Here is a 16,201-nt window from a genome sequence, read left to right on the forward strand (position 1 = left end):
TTTCGGTAGCTCACGCAACGCAGGTTTCTTTTTGGTTGGCATACATGCACCTCCTACTCATGTTATGCCCAAACACAAAATTTCTGACACCCCCGAGCAGGCTGCTGCGGAGGTCTGCTTTGGGTCGAAAGCAGCCTTCCGTCATTGACCGCTACCGACCCAAGGCGGCCGGTTAGTCGCGGCAGAGTTCGCCCACCAAAAAATGCGGATTGTCTGGCAACGTTCCGTGGCATTTCTTCCTGCGCACATCGCCGAGCAGCGCTTTTTCTACCAGCATTCCTCGGTCTCAAGGATCTGGCTAATCAGGTTGCAAACAATTGGCGACTTTTCATGGCGTCGAAACAAAGCCCCTACCTCTGAAAAAATAGGAGGCCCGGCTATCTCCCTGAAAACCACATTGGGCAGTCGGACAGTTTGAATCAGAACGCTGGGAATCACCGCCACGCCCGCGCCCAGTGCCACCTGGGTCAACACTGCGACCAGACTTCCCGGAACTGAACCAACGTATGGATCGAATCTCCCGCGCTCGGCCACCTCGCGCAATCCCAACTCTTGTTCAGGTAACACAAACACCTCACCCGCCAGCGCGCGTGGGGGAATGTCATCATCTGTTTTTGCGAGGATATGGTCAGCCGGCAACGCAAGGCAGAATCGGTCCCGGGCCAAAATACGACTGGAGATTGTGTCGGGCAGATGCACCGGCATCCGTACAAAGGCCACATCAATCCGACCGTCCTCGAGAAGTGCTGTGAGCTGCTCGGTAGGGAGCTCTTTGGTGTTCACCATGACGTCTGGCCACCGATTGCGAAAGCGCTGAACCTGGTTCTGAAGTACCCCAAAAAAAGCGGCTGAACCCACGTAGCCGATTTCCACTCGGCCAACCTGGCCTCGGCCTGCGCGTTGGCCCACGCTAACAGCCCTCTCGAATTGCTCGAGAGCAGAGCGGGCTTCTGTGAGGAACGCTTCCCCAGCCGGCGTCAATGCGACAGACCGCTTTGTTCTGTTGAAGAGCCGAGCGTCCAACAAGCTCTCTACTTCCTGAATCTGCGCAGTCAGTGTTGGGGCAGAAATGCCCAAGTGCTCGGCCGAGCGTGAAAAATGCAGATTTTCCGCAACGGTGACAAAGGAACGCAGGTGGCGAATATCCATAACAGCAGAACCCGGTATTCAGATTTTCTGAATTATAAAGCCAATCTTCTTTGTTGTTCCGAATTGTTGCTGCTGTTCCAATCAGTGGACTCAATCCTCCAGGAGTTCACTATTTTCCGTCTTCCTCATATCGCAACTGCCTTGGCCCTTGCCGGATCCCTTGCGCTTTTCGCTGTGCCGGCAGCAGCATCAGATTTGCCCAGTCAGCCAGTTCTGACGCTCGCCGCTGCTCAACAGATCCTCACGGCAGCGCAGACAAAAGCGCAAACCGCTGGGTGGCCGTGTGTGATCGCAGTGGTCGATAACGCCGGTTTGCCTATTCTCCTCGCTCGCATGGACAATGCCGCTGTGCCGGCAGGTGTCGAGCTGGCTCCCGGAAAAGCGCGCACCGCTGCTCTATTCCGACGTCCCAGCGGCGCGTTGGAAGACGCCATCAACGGCACCCGACCCGCCGCGATCACCGCCCAGGGCTTTGTGCTGTTGCGTGGAGGTTTTCCGATCATCGTCAACGGACACACCGTTGGGGCTGTTGGGGTATCTGCGGACACACCACAGCACGATGAGGAGATCGCTCAAGCCGGTCTGGCTGCATTCAACTAAACGCCTTTCGGAATACCCTTTGCTTTTGCCAGTTGGGGCTATGGTGCTCTGCCTGACGATTGCAAAGCCGTTAATCTCTTTGAATTCAGCAACATTCTCGGCATCGTTGGATCACCTGCGCATTGAATACTGCCTGCCAATTGCTGGTTCCATTTCGACGCTGCCGGCCCACATCATGTCGCAAGCGGCTGGGAGGGACAGACGGCTTTTGGCCGAAAGCGGACGCTGGTGACAGGCCCCTATAGCCCGCTTGGGTACACCAACTCCCCAGCCTGATTGGACTCAGTGCGGTTTCGTCATCATCATGAAATCGCAGGTTGGCAGGACACATCGTCCCGGGAAATATAGACGTCAGTGATCCGAATAAGCCATCGGGAAAGCAGGTAACGAGAAGAGGTCATGGAAATGTCTAACATTAAGCTCGCCCGGGTAACGCGCACCGATCTCGAAGAGCTTCTCCACGCGAATCGGGAAAGCCGGGATTACCACGGCCGCTGGGTACAGCCATTCACTACCGCCACAGGATTCGAGGAGTGGTATTCAGCTCAAATCACAGGCGCTAGCGTTGGGCTATTGGCCCGCGATAGAGAATCGGGTCAGATAGTTGGAGTGACCAACCTGAGCCAGATTTTCTACAAAGGCTTTCAGAACGCGTATCTCAGTTACTGGGGCATGGTCTCGTTTGCCGGGACGGGAAGGATGTCCCGGGCGGTGGAACTGACGACGAAGTATGCGTTTGAAGAGTTGGGTCTTCACCGTATTGAGGCGAACATTCAACCTGAAAATGTGCGTTCAATCGCGCTGGTCAAACGTCTCGGATTTCGGAAAGAGGGGTTCTCCCCGAAATACCTTCAGATCGCCGGCGTCTGGTGCGATCACGAGCGTTGGGCGCTTCTGGCCGATGAGCGTTAATCCGCGAGCAACGCCGTTGCGCAACTGAGCTGACTTGATCTGCCTCAGCCCTTCCCTTTCAACTCCGTCAGCTTCTGCATCACACCCGCCGCCGTCTGTTCGCCCATCAACTGTTCACGCACTTTGCCTTTGTCGTCGATGATGTAGGTCACCGGCAGGGCTTCGCTTTTCGGCAGGTCGTAGTGATCGGCCGGGTCCTGGGCCAGCACGGTGAAGGTGATGCCCAGCGCTTTGCTGGCGCTCTTCAGGTCTTCGCCCTGGAGGTTGTCGAAGTTGACGCCGAAGACGCTGACGTTCTGCCCTTTGACCTGCTCGGACAGGGTGTTCAGTTCGGGAATTTCGGTTCGGCACGGGCCGCACCATTCGGCCCAGTAATTGACCACCAGCCAGTGCTTGTCGACGCGGCTGCTGGCGACTTTTTCGCCATTCTGATCCGTGCCGAGGTCCACGCCGCACCCGCTGAGCAACAGACTTCCAATCAGTGCTGCCGCTGCTGCCAATCGCCTTGCCATGATGCTGTTTCCTTCTAGGTGCTCTTTTTTTCCAGAAGCGCGCTACGCCGATGGTGCATCGCTCGCCGCGTGTTACCGGTCATTACCGTGACGCAGGTAGAATAGCCGCCACCTCAGGCAAGATGCGACCCGCAAATGACCGATCTCACGCTTTATCACAACCCGCGTTGCAGCAAATCCCGTGGCGCGCTGGAATTGCTTGAAGCCCGCGGCCTAACGCCGACCCTCATTCATTATCTCGAGACCCCACCCGACGCCGCGCAGCTGCGCGACCTGCTGGGCAAACTCGGCATCGGTGCTCGCGGACTGCTGCGCACCCGTGAAGACGAGTACAAAACCCTGAACCTGGCCGACACCGGCCTGAGCGACGAGCAGCTGATCGCCGCCATGGCGGCGCATCCCAAGTTGATCGAACGCCCCATTCTCGTCGTCGGCGACAAGGCTGTGATTGGTCGTCCGCCGGAAAACATTCTGGAGATCCTGCCATGAGCGCGCCGTACATTCTGGTCCTGTTTTACAGCCGTAACGGCGCGACTGCGGAGATGGCACGGCAGATCGCCCGTGGCGTCGAGATGACCGGCATGGAAGCGCGGCTGCGCACCGTGCCGGCGGTGTCTACCGACTGCGAAGCCGTGGCGCCGAGCATTCCGGAGGCCGGCGCTTTATACGCCACCCTCGACGACCTGAAAAACTGCGCAGGCCTGGCCCTCGGCAGCCCGACCCGCTTCGGCAACATGGCCGCGCCGCTGAAATACTTTCTCGACGGCACCAGCAACCTGTGGCTGACCGGCGCACTGGTGGGCAAACCGGCCAGCGTGTTCACCTCCACCGCCAGCCTGCACGGCGGCCAGGAAACCACGTTGCTGTCGATGCTGTTGCCCCTGCTGCATCACGGCATGCTCATCAGCGGCCTGCCCTACAGCGAAGCGGCGTTGATCGAAACCCGTGGCGGCGGCACCCCTTACGGCGCGAGTCATCACGCGGGTGCCGATGGCAAACGCGCGCTGGATGAGCATGAGACCATGCTGTGTCGATCGTTGGGTCAGCGGCTGGCGAAGACTGCGTTGTTGCTTGATCCGCCCAAGGGTTAATAGCCCAAGGCGTTGCTCGCAAGCGATTGCTGGAACCCCTTGCTCAAACCGGGTCAAACACAGGGCGCTGTAGGAGCGTCTGGTCTGGGCCGCGTCCGGACGATTGCGGTGAATCAGTCAATAAATATGTTTTCAGACAGATCGCATTCGCGGGCAAGCGCGCTCCTACAGGGTCTGCGGTAAGCAGTGAGAGATGCGCTACGCCAGCAATCGCGCACATGAATTTTGTTTTGGAGAGGGCATGCAAGACTACAAATGGCTCCATGAGTACTGTCTCAACCGCTTTGGTTCCGTCGCCGCCCTCGAGGCGCATCTGCCGCCCCCCGCCACGCCGAAAAAACTGAAAGCCCTCAGCGACGACCGTTACCTGTCGACCATGGCGCTGCGGGTGTTTCGTGCTGGCCTCAAGCACAGCCTGGTGGACGCCAAATGGCCGGCTTTCGAGCAGGCTTTCTTCGGCTTCGATCCGGAAAAGGTCACGCTGATGGGCGGCGATCATCTTGAACGCCTGATGCAGGACGCGCGGATCATTCGCCACCTGGGCAAGCTCAAGAGCGTGCCCCGCAATGCGCAGCTCATCCTCGACATCGCCCACGAACACGGCAGCTTCGGCAATTTCATCGCTGAATGGCCGGTGACCGATATCGTCGGGTTGTGGCGTTACCTGTTCAAGCACGGCAATCAGATGGGCGGGCTGTCGTCACCGCGCTTCCTGCGCATGGTCGGCAAGGACACCTTTATCCCCAGCAATGACGTGGTCGCTGCGCTCAACGCGCAGAAGATCGTCGACCGCGTGCCCAGCAGCCAGCGTGATCAGGCGGCGGTGCAAGCGGCGTTCAATCAGTGGCATGCCGAGAGCGGACGGCCGATGTGTCAGCTGTCGATGATGTTGTCGTACACCGCCAACCATTGATCGTTTTGCCGGTGCAGTGAAAAGACACAGCGCGTAACAAATCGGAGGTCGTATACAATATTCGACATCCGCCCCTTTCGAGTCATTCGCGTGCCTTTTCTGCTTCCTGACGCCCCCAACCTCGGCGTCGCGCCCTCCGCGTCCGAGGTGATTGCCAAGCACCTGCGCGAGTCGATCATCTCCGGCCAGTTTGCCGAGGACGAGCCGATTCGTCAGGACGACATCGCCCGCGTGTTCAACGTCAGCAAGATCCCCGTGCGTGAAGCGCTCAAACGCCTGGAAGCCGAAGGGCTGGTGCAGTTCCAGCGCAACAAGGGAGCCGTGGTCACGCGGATTTCCGAGCCGGAGCTGGCGCAGATCTTTGAAGTGCGGGTGCTGCTGGAAGTGCAGGCCATCCGCCTCGCCGTGCCAAGAATGACCGCTGCTCAGCTGGATCGGGCTCGGGCCATCTGTGACGAGTTCATGCGCGACGACGACATCGGACGCTGGGCCGAACTGAACTGGGCATTCCATACCTGCCTGTATGAAGCGGCGCAGCGGCCATTTTTGCTGAACATGATTCGCTCGATCCACGACAAGGTTGAACGCTACCTGCGGGTGCAGATGAGCTTCGACGAAGGCAAGGAGCGCGCTGATCTGGAACACCGCGAGATCCTCAAGGCTTGTGCCGATCGTGACGTGGACAAAGCCGCCGAACTGATCGAGCACCACATCATCGGCGTCTGCCGAACCCTCTACGCCCACCTTCCCCACGCGGTGCTCAGCGAGACTTAATCGCCAGGGCGCTGTGCCGATTTCGTCATTGGCGAAGGTGAAATCGGTCAAGACCCCGGGCCTCGTTCGCGGCACTCTGACCCGCAATCGTGACCGCTCCGCGCCGCTTTCTGTATACCGGTTGTACAGCGCTTTTTGTAGGGCCGGCTTTAGCCGGGAAGAGGCCAGTGTTGGCACCACAAATCTTGCAGCGTGGCGACCGACGCCTTCCCGGCTGAAGCCGGTCCCACAGGGGATCGTGGTGGCCAGTTACATCGGGTGTACGCAAAAGCCAGTTCCAGACTCAGTCCGACAGGGGAATATATGAAACGCATCCAGATCCTCGATTCTCACACCGGCGGCGAGCCGACGCGCTTGGTGCTTGACGGCTTTCCCGATCTTGGGCGGGGCGGCATGGCCGAGCGGCGTCAGCTTCTGGCTGAACAGTTCGATGACTGGCGGGCGGCCACCGTGCTCGAACCCCGCGGCAGCGATGTGCTGGTGGGTGCGCTGTTGTGTGAGCCGGTCGATCCCGAGGCGTGCGCCGGGGTGATCTTTTTCAACAACAGCGGCTACCTGGGCATGTGCGGCCACGGCACCATCGGGCTGGTGGTGTCGCTGGCGCATCTGGGCAGAATCGGCCCCGGCGTGCACCGCATCGAAACCCCGGTCGGCACGGTTCAGGCCACGCTGCACCACGACCGCTCCGTCAGCGTCGACAACGTGCCTTCCTACCGCTACCGCAAGGACTTCGTTGTCGAAGTACCTGAACTGGGCAGTGTGACCGGCGACATCGCCTGGGGCGGCAACTGGTTTTTCCTGATCGCCGACCACGGCCTGAGCGTCGCCGCCGACAACCTCGATGCCCTCACCGATTACACCTGGAAGGTCCGTCAGGCGCTGGAAAGCCAGGGCATTCGCGGCGAAGACGGCGGCGTCATCGACCACATAGAGCTGTTCGCCGACGACGACCACGCCGACAGCCGCAACTTCGTGCTCTGCCCGGGCAAAGCCTACGACCGCTCGCCCTGCGGCACCGGTACCAGCGCCAAACTGGCGTGCCTGGCGGCAGACGGCAAACTTCAGCCCGGCACGCTGTGGCAGCAGGCCAGCGTGATCGGCAGCCAGTTCGAAGGCAGCTTCGTCTGGGAGCACGGCGAGCGGCAGACGGGCGACCGCATCGTGCCGACCATTCGCGGCCGCGCTTACATCAGCGCCGAAGCCACCTTGTTGCTGGACGACGAAGACCCGTTCGCCTGGGGCATTCGCTCGTGAGCGAGGCGCCCACGCTGCAAGGCCATGCCGCTGATGTGATCGTCATCGGCGGCGGCATCGTCGGCGCGGCCTGCGCCGATGAGCTGGCGTCCCAGGGTTTGCATGTGCTGGTGCTGGATAGTCAGCGCCCCGCCGCGACCGCTGCGGGCATGGGCCACTTGGTTGTTCTCGATCACAGCGCTGCCGAGTTGGCGCTGGGGGAATATTCAGTCAGGGCCTGGTGCGAGCTGGCCCCACAGATGCCGGACGACTGCGCGATGCGCACCAACGGCACCCTGTGGCTGGCCTGCAATGAAGAAGAAATGGCCGAAGCCGAGCGCAAGCATGCGGCGTTAAGGGAATACGGACTGGCGTGCGAGTTGCTGTCCGGCGCGGAACTGGCGCGTGCCGAGCCGTCATTGCGGTCCGGCCTGCTCGGCGCACTGAAAGTCAGCGGCGACGGCATTCTGTACGCGCCCAACGCCGCGCGCTGGCTGTTGCAGCGCCAGTCTTCCCGTGTGGTTCAGCGTCAGGCCGAAGTCGTGGAAGTCCAGGGCAACCGTGTTCGGCTGGCGAGTGGTGAATGGCTGCAAGCCCCGGCCGCGGTGCTGGCCAGCGGTATCTACGCCCGCGAACTTTGCCCTGACCTGCCGTTGCAAGCGAAGAAAGGCCACCTGTTGATCACCGACCGTTACCCCGTGCAGATCACCCACACGCTGGTCGAATTGGGCTACGTCACCAGCGCCCACAAGGGCAACGGCCCGTCGGTGGCGTTCAATGTGCAGCAGCGTCCGACCGGCCAGCTGTTCATCGGCTCATCGCGACAGTTCGACAACCATGACCCTGAAGTGGACGCGGCCATGCTCGGGCGGATGCTGCGCCGGGCCATGGATTTTCTCCCAGGCCTGGGCGACATGACTGGCCTTCGCAGCTGGACCGGCTTTCGTTCCGCCAGCCCCGACGGTCAGCCGCTGATTGGCGAGCACCCGCATCAACCCGGCCTGTGGCTGGCGGTCGGGCACGAAGGCCTCGGCGTCACCACGGCCACCGGCACCGCCCGCTTGCTCGCCGCGCAACTGCTGCGCACCCCGCCGCCCCTCGACCTGGAACCCTATCTGCCGCAACGCTTTATCGGAGCCCGCGCCCATGCCTGAGTTGAGCATCGATGGTCAGCCCTTTCGCTTCGCCCAGGGCACTACGGTGGCCGCCGCGCTGATGTCGAGCGGCGATCGCTGCAGCCGCACGTCGGTCAGCGGCCAGCGTCGCGCGCCTTTGTGCGGCATGGGCATCTGTCAGGAATGCCGGGTGAGCATCGACGGCCTGCGCCGATTGGCCTGCCAGACGATCTGCCGCGACGGCATGCGGATCGAGACTCAGCCATGACCGTGAACGCGACAACGAATGAGCATGTCGATCTGCTGATCATCGGTGCGGGTCCGGCGGGCATGGCGGCAGCCTTGGCGGCGGCGCCTCGCGGGCTGAGCATCGCCCTGCTGGATGACAACCCGCTGCCGGGTGGGCAGATCTGGCGCGACGGCCCCAACGCTCAGGTGCCGAAACAGGCTCAAGACATGCGCGGGCGGTTGCAGGGTTTCAGCAATATTCGCCTGCACAGCGGCTGCAAGGTGGTCGCGCTGGCCGGGGCGAAGCGCTTGCTGCTGGAAGACGCCGAGCGCGGCTGGGTGTTGAGTTACGACAGCCTGATTCTGTGCACCGGCGCGCGGGAGCGGCTGCTGCCCTTCCCCGGCTGGACGCTGCCGGGCGTCACCGGCGCCGGCGGTTTGCAGGCGCTAATCAAAGGCGGCCTGCAGGTGAAAGACGAACGCATCGTCATCGCCGGGACCGGCCCGCTGTTGCTGGCGTCGTCGGCGACTGCGCAAAAGCACGGCGCCGAGGTCGTGCGCGTTGCCGAGCAGGCGTCCTTGAGCGCCGTCGCCGGATTTGCCGCCGGGCTGTGGCGCTGGCCGAACAAGGCGATTCAGGCGATCACCCTGGCCAGCGCCGCCTATCGAACCTCTGCCCACGTGCTGACGGCGTTGGGCACGGATCGGCTGGAAGGCGTGCGCATTCAAGTCGGTGACAAGATTGAAGAGCTGGCCTGCGAGCGTCTGGCTTGCGGTTTCAGTCTGGTGCCCAACGTCGAGATCGCCCAGGCACTGGGCTGTACCGTGCGGGATCAGGCCGTCGTGGTGGACGAGTGGCAGGCGACGCGTCTGCCCGATCACTTCGCAGCGGGTGAATGCACCGGGTTCGGCGGCAGCGAATTGGCACTGGTCGAAGGCCGTATTGCCGGGCTGGTGGCTGTTGGTGAACGCGAAACGGCCCGAGGATTGTGGGCTGAGCGACTGCGCTGGCAGGGTTTCGCCGATCGGTTGAACACGGCGTTCAGTCTGAATCCTGCGCTGAAAACTCTGGCAGCGCCGGAAACGCTGGTCTGTCGTTGCGAGGACGTGCGATACGCGGACCTTGCCGGACATGGCAGTTGGACAGGGGCCAAACTCGCCACCCGTTGCGGAATGGGCGCGTGTCAGGGCCGTATCTGTGGCACAGCGGCGCAGACGTTGTTCGGCTGGGAACCGCCGTTGTTGCGCCCCCCCTTCAGCCCGGCGCGGATCTCCACCCTGGCCTGCCTGGATGAGGGCGAATCTGTTTGAAGTGAGTCGAGATCCCGACTAGGCGTCGCAGGGAAGATGCCGCATCATCGATCCCATCCTCCGCCCGGCCTTCCCGCCCGTGAACATGATTGACCTCATCCCCACCGCGCCCTTGCACGACCTCGACCAACTGCTCGCCAGCCTGGAATTGGTCGCGCCGCTGTTCGATGCGATTCCGGGGGTGGTGTTCTTCGTCAAGGACGCCCAGGCCCGCTATGCGCTGGTCAACCAGACGCTGGTGCAGCGCTGCGGTTTCAAGGAGAAAAGCCAGATCGTCGGCCTGACCGCCGAGGAAGTCTTCCCCGCGCGCTTCGGCCCGTTGTACACCGCCCAGGACCGCCGCGTGCTGGCCGATGGCACGCAACTGAGCGATCAGTTGGAGCTGCACCTTTATTACGGCAATCAACCGATCTGGTGCCTGACCCACAAGCTCGCCCTTCGCGATCGGCACGGCGCGATCATCGGGCTGGCGGGCATTTCCCGGGACCTGCAAATCCTGCAGACGACCCACCCGGCGTATCAGAAGCTGGTCGAGGTCGACGCGTACATTCGCGAGCACTTCGCGCAGCCCATCACCCTTGAGCAACTGACGGCCATTGCCGGGCTGTCCATCGCCCAGCTGGAGCGGCACTGCAAACGCATCTTTCAGCTCACGCCACGGCAGATGATTCACAAGGCGCGGCTGGGGGAAGCCTCGCGGTTGTTACAGGAAGACCTGTCGATCACCGAGATCGCCCTGCGCTGCGGGTACACCGATCACAGCGCGTTCAGCCGCCAGTTCAAGGCGCTGACCGGGGCTTCGCCGAGTGAGTATCGGGGTTCGCAAAAGACCGTCTGAATTCGCTGCTACGCAGGTGAAACACGGATGGTTTTGGTCGGACGACCCTCAACTGTAGGAGCGCGCTTGCCCGCGAACGCGGTGGGTCAGCACCCTATTCGTGACTGACCCACCGCGGTCGCGGGCAAGCGCGCTCCTAAAGGGGGGCAAGTCATCGGGAAGGATGTATTCATGCCGCGGTACGCCAACGTGCATCAATGAAGCACGCCCCGCATTCCTGCTCCTTTATGTAACACCCTCGCCTCGCTCTAATCACGCTGCAATGAGCCACCCTGCTGATCCAGAGCCTTCCACGCCGCACCGGCCAAACAGGCACGCTGCGTGCATATGAAATATCGTATACGAAATTACTTATCCGCCCGTTCTTCCATCTGCACGCACCGAGGCTTCCATGAAAAACCAAGCTGTCGCCGTCGCCCTCCTCGCCGTCATGAGCTCGTCTTTTATCAATACCGCGTTGGCCGACAAGCTCGATGACATCATCGATTCCGGCAAGCTGCGCTGCGCCGTGACCCTGGACTTCCCGCCGATGGGATCCCGTGACGACAAGAACAACCCGGTCGGGTTTGACGTCGATTACTGCAACGACCTGGCGAAGGTGCTGGGTGTCACCGCCGAGGTGGTAGAGACGCCGTTTCCGGACCGCATTCCTGCGCTGGTTTCAGGGCGAGCGGACGTGATCGTGGCGTCGACCTCGGACACCCTGGAGCGGGCAAAAACGGTGGCGATGACCATTCCGTATTTTGCGTTTCAGATGGTGGTGCTGACCCGCGACGACGCTGGCATCAACAGCTACGACGACCTCAAGGGCAAGGATGTCGGCAACACCAGCGGCACGTTCGAAGCCATCGCGCTGGAGAAGGATCAGAAGAAATGGGGCAGCGGCAGTTTCCGCGCGTACCAGACCCAGAACGACACAATCCTCGCCGTCGCCCAGGGCCACATCAAAGCGTCCGTGGTCACCAATACCGTCGCCGCGGCCACGCTCAAATCCGGCAAATACAAAGGGCTGAAGGTTGCGGGTAATGCGCCCTACACCATCGACTATGTTTCCCTTGCGGCGAAGCGTAACGAATACGGGCTGATTCATTACCTGAACCTGTTCGTGAACCAGCAAGTGCGCTCGGGACGCTATGCCGAGTTGTATGAAAAGTGGGTGGGCGGCAAGCCGGTCGACCTGACCGTGCCGGGCGTTTATTACTGAGGGGAACGATCAGAGGGCGCGGACCGTGTAGGAGCGTGGCTTGTCCCGCGATCGGCGGGGAACCCGTCGTGAAACCCGGCAACCGGCTGGATCTGACACCGCGTTTTCCTGTCCGCTGCCGGTTCCCGGCAGATCGCGGGACAAGCCACGCTCTACGAGGATGATCGTTGCCACGCGGAATGCATGCACGATCAAACACCTAAGCCGGACGCAAACTCTGTAGGAGCCGGCTTGCTGGCGAACGCGGTGGAGCAGCTGCCATTGAGGGCGCAGACAGATCGCTTTCGCGGGCAAGCGCGCTCCTACAGGTTGCAGTGCAAATTGGTTCGGTTCATTACTCAGGAGCCCACGATGTCTGAAGTCTCGTTGAACGGGCGCTGTCTGGTCTCCGGCAGCGCCCAGGGCGAATTGCTGTACGCCGACGTGGGCCTGAGTTTCTGGGGCGGGGTCGAGCCGTTTACCGGTGAAGTGATCGACCGTCATCACCCGCTCAGCGGCCAGTTCATCAGCGGCCGGGTGCTAGCCATTCCCAGCGGGCGCGGCTCGTGCACCGGCAGCAGCGTGTTGCTGGAACTGATCCTCAACGGCCACGCGCCGGCCGCACTGGTCTTCGAACGCGTGGAAGACATCCTCACCCTCGGCGTATTGATCGCCGAGCAAATGTTCGGCCATTCCATCCCGGTGATCAGTCTCGGCGAAGCGGGGTTTGCGGCGCTGCGGGACGTCGCGTTCGTGCGCGTGGAGGACGACCGCGTGAGCGGCTTTTCCAGCCCTCCGCCTCCACTTTTTCGCGATCACACACCCCAGGCAGACCGCCGCGCCATCAGCACCATCACCCTGACCGAAACCGACCAGGGTTTTCTCGACGGCGCTTACGGCAAAGCTGCGCAAGTGGCGATGGGCATCATCCTGCGCATGGCCGAGCTGCAGGGCGCAACCGAACTGCTGGACATCACCCAGGCGCACATCGACGGCTGCATCTACACCGGGCCGGCCAGCCTGCGTTTCGCCCGGCAACTGGTGACATGGGGCGGCAAAGTCCGCGTGCCGACCACCCTCAATTCCATCTCCGTGGACAAGCGCCGCTGGCGTGAACTGGGCGTTGATCCGGCCCTCGGCGAGCCGGCCAGTCAGTTGGGCGATGCGTATCTGGAGATGGGCGCGCGCGTGAGTTTTACCTGCGCGCCGTACCTGCTGGACAGCGCCCCGGAGCTGGGCGAGCAGATCGTCTGGGCCGAGTCCAACGCCGTGGTGTACGCCAACAGCGTGATCGGCGCGCGCACCCTGAAATACCCGGACTACCTCGACATCTGCATCGCCCTCACCGGCCGCGCGCCGAAGATCGGTTGCCACCTGACCCAACAACGGCTGGCGACCCTGCGCATCGACGTCCCTGCACTGGACGGCCTCGACGACAGTTTCTACCCGCTGCTCGGTTATCACGTCGGGCTGCTGTGCGGCGCCTCCATCCCGGTGATTTGCGGCCTGGAAAACAAGGCGCCGACGCTGGATGACCTCAAAGCGTTCGGCGCCGCGTTCGCCACCACGTCCGCTGCGCCGATGTTTCATATCGCAGGGGTGACACCCGAAGCCACCACCGCCGAACTGGCGCTGGACGGGCACGCGCCGGAGAAAACCCTGAGCGTCAGCCCGGCCGACTTGCGGCACAGCTGGCGCGAACTGACCAGCGCGCAGACGCCGGAAGTGGACGCGGTGACGCTGGGCAATCCGCATTTTTCCCTGAGCGAATGCGCGACGCTGGCGCACCTGTGTGGCAACCAGCGCAAGCATGAAAACGTGGCGATCGTGATCACCTGCGGCCGCGCCACCCTGGAGCGCGCGCAACAGGCCGGCTATGCCGAGACGCTCGAAAACTTCGGCGTGCAGTTCGTCACCGACACCTGCTGGTGCATGCTCGGCGAGCCGGTCATCCCGCCGACCGCGCGCAACCTGATGACCAACTCCGGCAAATACGCGCACTACGCCCCGGGGCTGGTGGGGCGTCGCGTGCATTTCGCCAGCCTGGCCGAATGCGTCGAGAGCGCGATCACCGGTGTCGCCAGCGGCCGCCTGCCGGTCTGGCTGCACGCCGCTGCCCTTGCCGCCGATGCAGCCGAGGCCAGCCCCCATGTTTGATTACAACTTCCACTGGCGCGCGGCCTTCAAGGCCCTGCCCGACATGCTCGACGGCGCGTGGGTGACCTTCGAAACCGCCGCGCTGTCGATGATCCTCGGCGTGACTATCGCGCTGTTTCTGGTGTTCATGCGCCAGGGCAAAAACCGGTTGTTCCGGGGCTTCGCCGCGACCTGGATTTCCATTGCGCGCAACACGCCGTCGCTGTTTCAGGTGTACATCCTGTATTTCGGCCTGGGCTCGTTTGGCCTGCACATCAGTTCGTGGGCGGCGTTGCTGGCGGGCATCACCATCAATAACGCGGGCTATCTGGCGGAGAATTTCCGTGGCGGTCTGAAGGCCGTGCCCGACACCCAGTTGCGCGCCGCCCGTTCGCTGGGCATGAGTGCGCCCCAGGCCTATCGGCTGATCGTCATCCCACAGTTGCTGCGCATCGTTTTCTATCCGCTGACCAACCAGATGGTATGGGCGGTGCTGATGACTTCGATGGGGGTGATCGTGGGTCTGAACAACGACCTCACCGGCGTGACCCAGGATTACAACGTCAAAACCTTCCGCACCTTCGAATTTTTCGCCATTGCGGCGGTGCTCTATTACCTGATCGCCAAGCTGATCGTGGCCGTTGCGCGCCTGCTGTCCTGGCGGCTGTTCCGGTACTGAGGAGATGGGCATGTTCGAAAGCACGTTCACCTGGAACGACCTGCAATTCATGCTGCAAGGGGCCTGGGTCACTATATTGCTGACCGTGGTGTCGATGTTCATCGGCACGCTGGCCGGGGTGGTCTGCGGCATGGCCCGCGCCCTGCTGCCGCGCAGCACGATTCCGCTGGCCTGGGTGCTGGACGTGTTTCGCAGCGTGCCGTTGTTGATTCAGTTCGTGCTGTTCAACGCGCTGAAAAGCATCGTCGGCCTGAACTGGAGCGCCTTTGCCGTGGCCTGCGTGGTGCTGGGCCTGTACGTCACCGCGTACTGCACAGAGATCGTGCGCAGCGGCGTGCTGTCGGTGCCGCTCACCCTGCGCCGCGCCAGCCGTTCCCTGGGCCTGACGTACTGGCAGGACTTGCGCCAGATCGTCATGCCGATGGCCACCCGCGTGGCGTTTCCCGGCTGGATCAACCTGCTGCTTGGGGTGATGAAAGACACCGCGCTGGTGATGTGGATCGGCATCGTCGAACTGCTGCGAGCCTCGCAAACCATCGTCACGCGCATTCAGGAGCCGCTGTTGGTGCTGTGCATCGCCGGCCTGATTTATTACGTCATGAGTCTGGTGGTCGCTCGCCTGGGCGCCCGGCTGGAAACGAGGTGGCAGGAAAATGATTGAGATCGACAACGTGCACAAGTCATTCGGCGAGCTTGAAGTCATCAAGGGCGTGAGCCTGCAGGTGAACAAGGGCGAAGTGGTGTCGATCATCGGCGGTTCGGGCTCGGGCAAGTCAACGCTGCTGATGTGCATCAACGGGCTGGAATCGATCAAGAGCGGCAGCATTCGCGTCGACGGCACGGAGGTTCACGCCAGGGGCACGGACATCAACAAGCTGCGGCAGAGAATCGGCATCGTCTTTCAGCAGTGGAACGCGTTTCCCCATCTGACGGTGCTGGAAAACGTGATGCTCGCCCCGCGCACCGTGCTGGGCAAAAGCAAGGCCGAAGCCGAGGCGCTGGCGGTCAAGCAACTGACCCATGTGGGGCTGGGCGACAAGCTGAAAGTATTCCCCGGCAAGTTGTCGGGCGGCCAGCAACAGCGCATGGCGATTGCCCGAGCGCTGGCGATGTCGCCGGATTACATGCTGTTCGACGAGGCGACGTCGGCCCTCGATCCGCAGCTGGTGGGCGAGGTGCTGGACACCATGCGCATGCTGGCCGAGGACGGCATGACGATGATTTTGGTGACCCATGAGATCCGCTTCGCCCGGGACGTCTCCGACCGCGTGGCGTTTTTCCGCAACGGACTGGTGCACGAGATCGGCACGCCGGATCAGGTGATCGGCCACCCGCAACGGCCGGAGACGGCGGATTTTTTGCGATCGATCAATTAGGTAAATAAGGATTCAGCAGGAGGTCAATCAACGTTGTGGTGTTTGACACAACACATTTGTAGGAGCCGGCTTGCTGGCGAAAGCGTCCGTTCAGTCACCAGGGCGGTGAATGACACCACGTGTTCGCCAGCAAGCCGGCTCCTACAGGTCG

The 16,201-nt window shown here is 62.1% G+C and carries 18 protein-coding genes; 16 read left to right on the forward strand and 2 right to left on the reverse strand.

Going from position 1 to position 16,201, the window contains the following annotated elements:
* Window positions 1–267: 267 nt before the first annotated feature.
* Window positions 268–1,149 (reverse strand): LysR family transcriptional regulator, encoded by an 882-nt coding sequence (locus EC919_RS25045; protein WP_133776990.1) that lies wholly within the window; start codon window positions 1,147–1,149, stop codon window positions 268–270.
* Between the two features lie 174 nt (window positions 1,150–1,323).
* Between EC919_RS25045 and EC919_RS25050 the strand changes: the two genes are divergently transcribed.
* Window positions 1,324–1,749 (forward strand): GlcG/HbpS family heme-binding protein, encoded by a 426-nt coding sequence (locus tag EC919_RS25050; RefSeq protein ID WP_243842342.1) that lies wholly within the window; start codon window positions 1,324–1,326, stop codon window positions 1,747–1,749.
* Between the two features lie 399 nt (window positions 1,750–2,148).
* Window positions 2,149–2,661: a GNAT family N-acetyltransferase gene (locus EC919_RS25055; protein WP_208295013.1), complete on the forward strand. Its 513-nt coding sequence runs from the start codon at window positions 2,149–2,151 to the stop codon at window positions 2,659–2,661.
* Window positions 2,662–2,705: 44 nt separating this feature from the next.
* On the opposite strand, the gene EC919_RS25060 is transcribed toward EC919_RS25055, so the two are convergent.
* On the reverse strand, window positions 2,706–3,173 hold the full coding sequence (locus EC919_RS25060) for a TlpA family protein disulfide reductase (RefSeq protein WP_133776991.1): 468 nt from the start codon (window positions 3,171–3,173) through the stop codon (window positions 2,706–2,708).
* Between the two features lie 135 nt (window positions 3,174–3,308).
* Between EC919_RS25060 and arsC the strand changes: the two genes are divergently transcribed.
* The 14 genes from arsC to EC919_RS25130 all read left to right on the forward strand — a co-directional run bounded on the left by arsC (window position 3,309) and on the right by EC919_RS25130 (window position 16,050).
* Window positions 3,309–3,662, forward strand: coding sequence for an arsenate reductase (glutaredoxin) (gene arsC, locus EC919_RS25065; RefSeq protein ID WP_133776992.1), 354 nt, complete (start codon window positions 3,309–3,311; stop codon window positions 3,660–3,662).
* Window positions 3,659–4,264, forward strand: coding sequence for an NAD(P)H:quinone oxidoreductase (gene wrbA, locus EC919_RS25070; protein WP_133776993.1), 606 nt, complete (start codon window positions 3,659–3,661; stop codon window positions 4,262–4,264). The genes arsC and wrbA overlap by 4 nt, the downstream gene beginning before the upstream one ends.
* Before the next feature lie 241 nt (window positions 4,265–4,505).
* A complete protein-coding gene (locus EC919_RS25075; RefSeq protein WP_133776994.1) occupies window positions 4,506–5,177 on the forward strand; it encodes a DNA-3-methyladenine glycosylase I in 672 nt (223 codons plus the stop codon).
* A gap of 99 nt (window positions 5,178–5,276) precedes the next feature.
* Window positions 5,277–5,951: a GntR family transcriptional regulator gene (locus EC919_RS25080; protein ID WP_133777101.1), complete on the forward strand. Its 675-nt coding sequence runs from the start codon at window positions 5,277–5,279 to the stop codon at window positions 5,949–5,951.
* 303 nt (window positions 5,952–6,254) lie between these two features.
* Complete coding sequence (locus EC919_RS25085) at window positions 6,255–7,205, forward strand: 4-hydroxyproline epimerase (RefSeq protein WP_133776995.1); 951 nt, start codon at window positions 6,255–6,257, stop codon at window positions 7,203–7,205.
* On the forward strand, window positions 7,202–8,338 hold the full coding sequence (locus EC919_RS25090) for an NAD(P)/FAD-dependent oxidoreductase (RefSeq protein ID WP_243842339.1): 1,137 nt from the start codon (window positions 7,202–7,204) through the stop codon (window positions 8,336–8,338). The genes EC919_RS25085 and EC919_RS25090 overlap by 4 nt, the downstream gene beginning before the upstream one ends.
* The gene (locus EC919_RS25095; RefSeq protein ID WP_133776996.1) at window positions 8,331–8,567 is read left to right on the forward strand and encodes a (2Fe-2S)-binding protein; all 237 of its coding nucleotides are present in this window, start codon (window positions 8,331–8,333) and stop codon (window positions 8,565–8,567) included. Before EC919_RS25090 ends, EC919_RS25095 begins: the two co-directional genes overlap by 8 nt.
* Window positions 8,564–9,838: an NAD(P)/FAD-dependent oxidoreductase gene (locus tag EC919_RS25100; RefSeq protein WP_133776997.1), complete on the forward strand. Its 1,275-nt coding sequence runs from the start codon at window positions 8,564–8,566 to the stop codon at window positions 9,836–9,838. The genes EC919_RS25095 and EC919_RS25100 overlap by 4 nt, the downstream gene beginning before the upstream one ends.
* An 85-nt stretch (window positions 9,839–9,923) precedes the next feature.
* Window positions 9,924–10,676, forward strand: coding sequence for an AraC family transcriptional regulator (locus tag EC919_RS25105; protein ID WP_133776998.1), 753 nt, complete (start codon window positions 9,924–9,926; stop codon window positions 10,674–10,676).
* Window positions 10,677–11,067: 391 nt separating this feature from the next.
* A complete protein-coding gene (locus tag EC919_RS25110) occupies window positions 11,068–11,880 on the forward strand; it encodes a transporter substrate-binding domain-containing protein (protein WP_133776999.1) in 813 nt (270 codons plus the stop codon).
* A gap of 351 nt (window positions 11,881–12,231) precedes the next feature.
* Window positions 12,232–14,016 (forward strand): aconitase X, encoded by a 1,785-nt coding sequence (locus EC919_RS25115; RefSeq protein ID WP_133777000.1) that lies wholly within the window; start codon window positions 12,232–12,234, stop codon window positions 14,014–14,016.
* Window positions 14,009–14,674 (forward strand): amino acid ABC transporter permease, encoded by a 666-nt coding sequence (locus EC919_RS25120; protein ID WP_133777001.1) that lies wholly within the window; start codon window positions 14,009–14,011, stop codon window positions 14,672–14,674. Before EC919_RS25115 ends, EC919_RS25120 begins: the two co-directional genes overlap by 8 nt.
* Window positions 14,675–14,684: 10 nt before the next feature.
* A complete protein-coding gene (locus EC919_RS25125) occupies window positions 14,685–15,335 on the forward strand; it encodes an amino acid ABC transporter permease (RefSeq protein WP_108120509.1) in 651 nt (216 codons plus the stop codon).
* The gene (locus EC919_RS25130; protein WP_133777002.1) at window positions 15,328–16,050 is read left to right on the forward strand and encodes an amino acid ABC transporter ATP-binding protein; all 723 of its coding nucleotides are present in this window, start codon (window positions 15,328–15,330) and stop codon (window positions 16,048–16,050) included. The genes EC919_RS25125 and EC919_RS25130 overlap by 8 nt, the downstream gene beginning before the upstream one ends.
* Window positions 16,051–16,201: the final 151 nt, after the last annotated feature.

It is taken from the genome of Pseudomonas graminis, from assembly GCF_004364335.1.
Taxonomy (GTDB): domain Bacteria; phylum Pseudomonadota; class Gammaproteobacteria; order Pseudomonadales; family Pseudomonadaceae; genus Aquipseudomonas; species Aquipseudomonas graminis_D.

Coding starts and splice junctions, on each gene's coding strand:
- EC919_RS25045 (WP_133776990.1), bottom strand. CDS start 1,149: ATGGATATTCGCCACCTGCGTTCCTTTGTCACCGTTGCGGAAAATCTG.
- EC919_RS25055 (WP_208295013.1), top strand. CDS start 2,149: ATGGAAATGTCTAACATTAAGCTCGCCCGGGTAACGCGCACCGATCTC.
- EC919_RS25105 (WP_133776998.1), top strand. CDS start 9,924: ATGATTGACCTCATCCCCACCGCGCCCTTGCACGACCTCGACCAACTG.
- EC919_RS25075 (WP_133776994.1), top strand. CDS start 4,506: ATGCAAGACTACAAATGGCTCCATGAGTACTGTCTCAACCGCTTTGGT.
- EC919_RS25110 (WP_133776999.1), top strand. CDS start 11,068: ATGAAAAACCAAGCTGTCGCCGTCGCCCTCCTCGCCGTCATGAGCTCG.
- EC919_RS25120 (WP_133777001.1), top strand. CDS start 14,009: ATGTTTGATTACAACTTCCACTGGCGCGCGGCCTTCAAGGCCCTGCCC.
- EC919_RS25085 (WP_133776995.1), top strand. CDS start 6,255: ATGAAACGCATCCAGATCCTCGATTCTCACACCGGCGGCGAGCCGACG.
- arsC (WP_133776992.1), top strand. CDS start 3,309: ATGACCGATCTCACGCTTTATCACAACCCGCGTTGCAGCAAATCCCGT.
- wrbA (WP_133776993.1), top strand. CDS start 3,659: ATGAGCGCGCCGTACATTCTGGTCCTGTTTTACAGCCGTAACGGCGCG.
- EC919_RS25060 (WP_133776991.1), bottom strand. CDS start 3,173: ATGGCAAGGCGATTGGCAGCAGCGGCAGCACTGATTGGAAGTCTGTTG.
- EC919_RS25095 (WP_133776996.1), top strand. CDS start 8,331: ATGCCTGAGTTGAGCATCGATGGTCAGCCCTTTCGCTTCGCCCAGGGC.
- EC919_RS25130 (WP_133777002.1), top strand. CDS start 15,328: ATGATTGAGATCGACAACGTGCACAAGTCATTCGGCGAGCTTGAAGTC.
- EC919_RS25100 (WP_133776997.1), top strand. CDS start 8,564: ATGACCGTGAACGCGACAACGAATGAGCATGTCGATCTGCTGATCATC.
- EC919_RS25125 (WP_108120509.1), top strand. CDS start 14,685: ATGTTCGAAAGCACGTTCACCTGGAACGACCTGCAATTCATGCTGCAA.
- EC919_RS25115 (WP_133777000.1), top strand. CDS start 12,232: ATGTCTGAAGTCTCGTTGAACGGGCGCTGTCTGGTCTCCGGCAGCGCC.